The following is a 5,273-nucleotide window of genomic DNA, read 5'->3' as shown; positions in this document are numbered from 1 at the left end:
CCCTTCCCCAGGGGTACCCCTGGGGAAGGGAAGGACAGAGTTTAGCTAACACTCCCTTTTATAAAACTAAAATCATTTTTCTTTAAGTTTCAAAAGTTGAAAACTCAAATACTCTTCTTCGTTTTCAGGGTTATCAGGATGGTTTATAGACAAATACAATCCTGCTTCATTGATGAAAAAATTTAAAGGAAGAAAAACTCCCTCCACTTTTATTTCTCAAGCAGTGCAAACTCCTTAGCAAAATAACTCAAAATAACATTGGCTCCTGCCCGCTTGATACTCAATAAAGATTCCAGCATGGCCCGTTCCCCATCCAGCCATCCCCTTTGGGCAGATGATTTGATCATGGCATATTCACCACTGACATTGTAAGCCGCTATAGGAAGATTCGAGTTGTCCTTGAGCAATCGGATCACGTCAAGATAAGCCAAAGCAGGTTTTACCATAAGAAAATCTGCGCCTTCTTCTGTATCCAAGTCTGCCTCGATCAATGCCTCGTAATAATTCGCAGGATCCATCTGATAGGTTTTTTTGTCTCCGGATTTTGGAGCAGAGTCCAATGCATCTCTAAATGGACCATAAAAAGCAGATGCATATTTGGCCGTATAAGACATGATCGAAACATCTGTAAATCCATTCTCATCCAAGACGTTTCGGATAAAGCCAACTCTTCCATCCATCATGTCAGAGGGGCCGAGAATATCCGCTCCTGCCTGAGCTTGAGCTAAAGACATTCTTCCAAGGATTTCTAAAGTTTGATCATTCAAAATCTTTCCATTCTCAACAAGACCATCATGACCATCCGAACTGTATGGATCCATGGCCACATCTGTCATGACCACTACTTCAGGAAAGGTGGTCTTGATTTTATGTATAGCTTGAAGGTAAAAAGTCTCAGGGTTGTAACTTTCTGTAGCAAATTTATCTTTCTTGGATTCTGGATAGGCTGGGAAAATATCGAATGCCATAATCCCAAGATTAACACAGGATTCTATTTCTTTCAACATCAAATCCAAAGAATACCGATAAATCCCTGGCATAGATGCTACCTCAACTTTTTGATTGATTCCGTCAATCAAAAACATGGGAAAGATAAAATCCTTAACAGTAAGTCTGGTTTCCTCTACCATATTTCGGATGGCCTGCGATTTTCTGTTTCTTCTTGGTCTTCTTAGCATAATTAAAATGTTTACAAATCCAAAGGTAAGGCCTAAGCCCAATAGAAAAAATTAGAAAACTAGGTTTTGTTGAACGATTTTCGATTTTGTATCCCCAAATACACTTCATTATTTCGGTAATCCAACCGCAACTGAATACAACATTTCGAAATTCAATTTTAATGGATGTTTTTTCTAAACAACAGGCAAGCCCTACAGGCTTGAAAAACCCATTTTTGTGACATATGGCTACCAACAGGAAATCCCTCTGGGATTTCACCTCATCTTTTCTCCCATGGGTTGCGGCACAATAAGGTTTGAATATGTGAAAGCTTATGGTTGCGCCTTTCCCATGGCTACCGTTACTTCGCCTCCCTGAGGCAAGACAACGGATAGGCCGACTCACTCATGGCTTGAAAAACTTCATCCTTCACCCGAACTTCTCCTCAACCTTACACCTACCATTTCACCCTCTCGTTTCTCGCATCTCCGTGTCATCCTTCCTCCCTCATCCTTCATCCCTTTTCAACCTCTCGTATCTCACCTCTGTCTTTGCTCTTTTCTCTTGTTTCTTGTCTCTTAAATCAATGCTCCTTCCATCCCACAAAAAAAAACAGGCCCTACTCAAGCCTGCTTTTGACATTGTATTAGACTAAACTTTATGCTTTTAGAAATTCACCTGCGCCTGCAATCTCAATAGGCTACCTTTTTGCCGATTATCCGGATTAAGTGAATTTTCGAACGTTCTGTCTGAGATGGTATACATGGCCACCAATTCAAAAGCTTTATGTGGCTGCCATTCTACTCCAATTTCAAGCTCGTTGACCCTATGCCTGGTAGCGTCCAACTCGAATTTTTTACCACCTTTATAGTAATGATATCTGGTGAAAGGAATAAAAATATCTTTCCCTGTTCTTACAAAATAATTGGCCAGCACATACCCTCCTCTCAAGGGTGCATCTTTAACACTATTTGTTTCAGGATCATACTCTGGCCCTCTACCCCAGTTAAACTCTGCTTGTATCCCAAAAGGCTGCGGATAGAGCACTACCGAAGGACCATATCTATACTCTTCAAATTCTGTCTGGTCAAAATCTGTTTGAGGGTTTCTGTTAATGACAAACTTGCCCGTATATGCCTGGAATGAAGTCTCTATAAACTGCCCTGAAGGCAACTCCCAAGGGTAAGATGCCCTGCTTACTACATGAAAGTTTTTATTTTGCTCCGGAAGATTTGCCGTCTGACCATTATATAAGCCCAGACCAAACACCCCGTAATCTCCAGACCCTTTAAGCCCTGATGCTACAAGATAATTGAACCTTTGTCTGATTTCGGCTGGAGCATAGTAAAAGAAAACACCAAGATCACGCTCGTTCAGTACAGCCGAGTTCAAGCCATCATTACGATCTAAAGGAAGTCTGTTTTGACTGGACTGAAGGTTTTCAAACCCGAAAGGCACTTTAGATTGACCAATCCTCAACCTGAATTCCTGCTTGGCATCCAAACCTAGGTCAAAATAAGCATCCCTGATTTGCGCAAAGTTATTTCCCCCGGAAGCCAAATCAGGTTGGATATACATGAAAATCCTTTCATGGATCTGGCCTGAAAAGATCATCCTGATCCTTCGGAAAAAGAAACCTCCAGCATCCCCTCCCCAGGAACGGTCACACTGAGCACATTGAAGATTGGGGTTGGTTTCAAACAGTCCGTTATACCGTATCTGGGCATAGCCACGAAGCTGAATGGTTTCGTACCATTGTTTTTTTAACTGGCTACTGCTTTGCGCAGCGTTGTCTAGGGAATCTTTTTCAACGTCCCTTGCAAAAACGTTGTTTAAGATCATGACCATGAAGATCATTGTCCCCGCGAATATTTTTCGCATCTCAAGAAAGGGTTTTAAGTAATTGAATACTTATTGTACAGCAATACAAAGGTGCGACTGCAATATTTCTTTATGATGATGGTGATGTTATCAATTTGTTAATCAAAAAATCACTTTTAGACAGCCGATAAGGCTGTTCATTGGCAAAAAACTCCATATTCATTACAAAAACAGGGGAATTGCCTTGTATGCAAGTGTTAAGCAAATGTTAAGCGATTCTCAATGTTAAAAAAAGCTTAAAAAATTGTTACTTGAAAACCAATATTCTGAGCATTGATTTTTTATAGAAGTTCATTCTATGATCTAAAAAAAGTTGAACAAAAGTTGAAAGCCACTGTTTTTTTCCTTCAATCAAAATTTATCATCATAATACTGGACATTTAAATCAAACCTGTCCATCACTTTTTTGATCGTAGTACTGTCATTTAATGGTCTATCATTTTCTTCAATTTTATTCCCCCCACAATTCCAAAAAATCACGGAGATCAAAAAAAAGCAACAAGACTTTCTAAATAATTTCTTTGAAATTTGGGTAAGGAATGGAATCATAGATTTCATTATTTTTTTGGTATAGAATGGAGGGACCTTGCAATAAGTTATATTCAAATATTTTCCCTAACGAATCAACATAACACCTTTCACAATCATCCTGCACATATACCCTGAACTTTTTAATAGAGTTTGAGAAGATTACCATTGATAGGTTTTCCTGATGTTTCAACTCTTCTAACAGGTTATAAAGATCATTTACACAAGTACTACAACCGTCAATATCAATGATCAATAGAGAATGATTTGCATTTATTTGATAAGACTTTTTTAATCCATCAATCCTATTTTTCAGAAATCTGGTCGTTTCCGGGTTTTTGCATGAAAAACACATTTGCATCACTATGAATAATAATATAGTGAAAACCCAAAAGCCCGCATACTTAGTTTGTTCCTGAAAAAACATGGAATATAATCTCATCTTCTTTTAAATCCTGATTTCTTTGCCCTATCCGCGGGAAAAACAAACCTTTCTTACCTACCAAAAACACCCTTGGATCATAAATTCCTCCTTTAAAATGGGTGGTACCTAAATGATTGAATTTATCATCATAGGTCAATATTAAAAAATCAGCAACTAAATAAGGGTTTTCCTTTCTATGTCTACCGGGCTCATATTGTGTAGGAAGGTACAATAAACTGTGAATCTGGTTTCTGAAGGGGTCAAATTTTATAGGCCCATAGGAGAAAGACTCAAATTTTATTTGTTTTTCCATTTCCGGAGTGATAAATAATGAATTAGAATTTGGCGCTTGAAATTCCGGAATAGAAGCATAAAAACTCTTTATTTTAGAAACACCTGACTCATTTACACTATAAACATCCACCGAATCCGATATGGTCCATGACAGCAGAAAAGTGCTGTCGTTCATGAAATCACCTGAAAATGTGTAATACTCCATAATATGCTTCTTACCATAAAACAAACTTGGATATTCAAATTCATAAAACTCAAAAAGATTTTTTTTCAAATCCAAGGATCCAAAGCTCTCAAAACTGTCTTCACCTAAAAATCTATTATCTATGGGATACCTCATAAAATAAATTTTTTGATCCAAAACAAAAGTAGGAGTCGATGAAGTGGAAAGGTGGTTCAAGAGAATTCCCCCAGGGATATCCGGAATTCTTGGAGGATTTAATTTATCTACAAAATTACCATCCCAATTAACTATTGTACTACCATGTAATTTAAACCGGGGGAAAATAAAAATTGAGTCCTGATTTTGAAACCAAAACCCTTGAATATCATCTACTCCCTCGGGGCCTCCTCTTCCAATCTTGATCCTATGGAATAACTTACCCTGTTCTACATCATAAAAATCCAGAGAAAAGTTAATGTAATTCAGGTTGGCCAAAAATTCCTTATCATCAATCAAAACAAATTTTGCATTATAAAACTCAAATGTTGAAAACTCATCTAAAGCAAAGGTTACTTCCTCAACCCTCTCCATAAAACCTTCTGTTTCGTTTTCAAAGTCCTCGGATAAACTATTGCAAGCAAGCAGAAAAGAAAACATAATCAGCAAAATCGAAAAAATGATTTTTTGATTATCCATCAGGAATACAATTAAAATAAATCGGAGAGATGAATAGTTTAATCTTTTCATCTCCCCACTTAAATTATTCATAACTACAAATAATGAGAATACAATCATCTCCACTACCTGGATAATACGGTTCGATTT

The 5,273-nt window shown here is 37.6% G+C and carries 3 protein-coding genes; all 3 read right to left on the bottom strand.

The window, feature by feature from the left end:
* Positions 1–209: 209 nt before the first annotated feature.
* On the bottom strand, positions 210–1,178 hold the full coding sequence (gene hemB, locus A33Q_RS02720; RefSeq protein WP_016254542.1) for a porphobilinogen synthase: 969 nt from the start codon (positions 1,176–1,178) through the stop codon (positions 210–212).
* A 646-nt stretch (positions 1,179–1,824) separates the two neighbouring features.
* Positions 1,825–3,039: a porin gene (locus tag A33Q_RS02715; RefSeq protein ID WP_040489748.1), complete on the bottom strand. Its 1,215-nt coding sequence runs from the start codon at positions 3,037–3,039 to the stop codon at positions 1,825–1,827.
* A 932-nt stretch (positions 3,040–3,971) separates the two neighbouring features.
* A partial coding sequence (locus A33Q_RS02705) for a DUF4221 family protein (RefSeq protein WP_040489745.1) occupies positions 3,972–5,273 on the bottom strand: 1,302 nt, incomplete at its 5' end.

The organism is Indibacter alkaliphilus LW1, assembly GCF_000295935.2.
GTDB classification, from domain to species: Bacteria; Bacteroidota; Bacteroidia; order Cytophagales; family Cyclobacteriaceae; genus Indibacter; species Indibacter alkaliphilus.
This window is presented reverse-complemented; position numbering and strand designations above follow the sequence as displayed.

What these genes read in the sequence shown, in the direction of transcription:
- hemB (WP_016254542.1), bottom strand. Translation starts at nt 1,178, where the DNA reads ATGCTAAGAAGACCAAGAAGAAACAGAAAATCGCAGGCCATCCGAAAT.
- A33Q_RS02715 (WP_040489748.1), bottom strand. Translation starts at nt 3,039, where the DNA reads ATGCGAAAAATATTCGCGGGGACAATGATCTTCATGGTCATGATCTTA.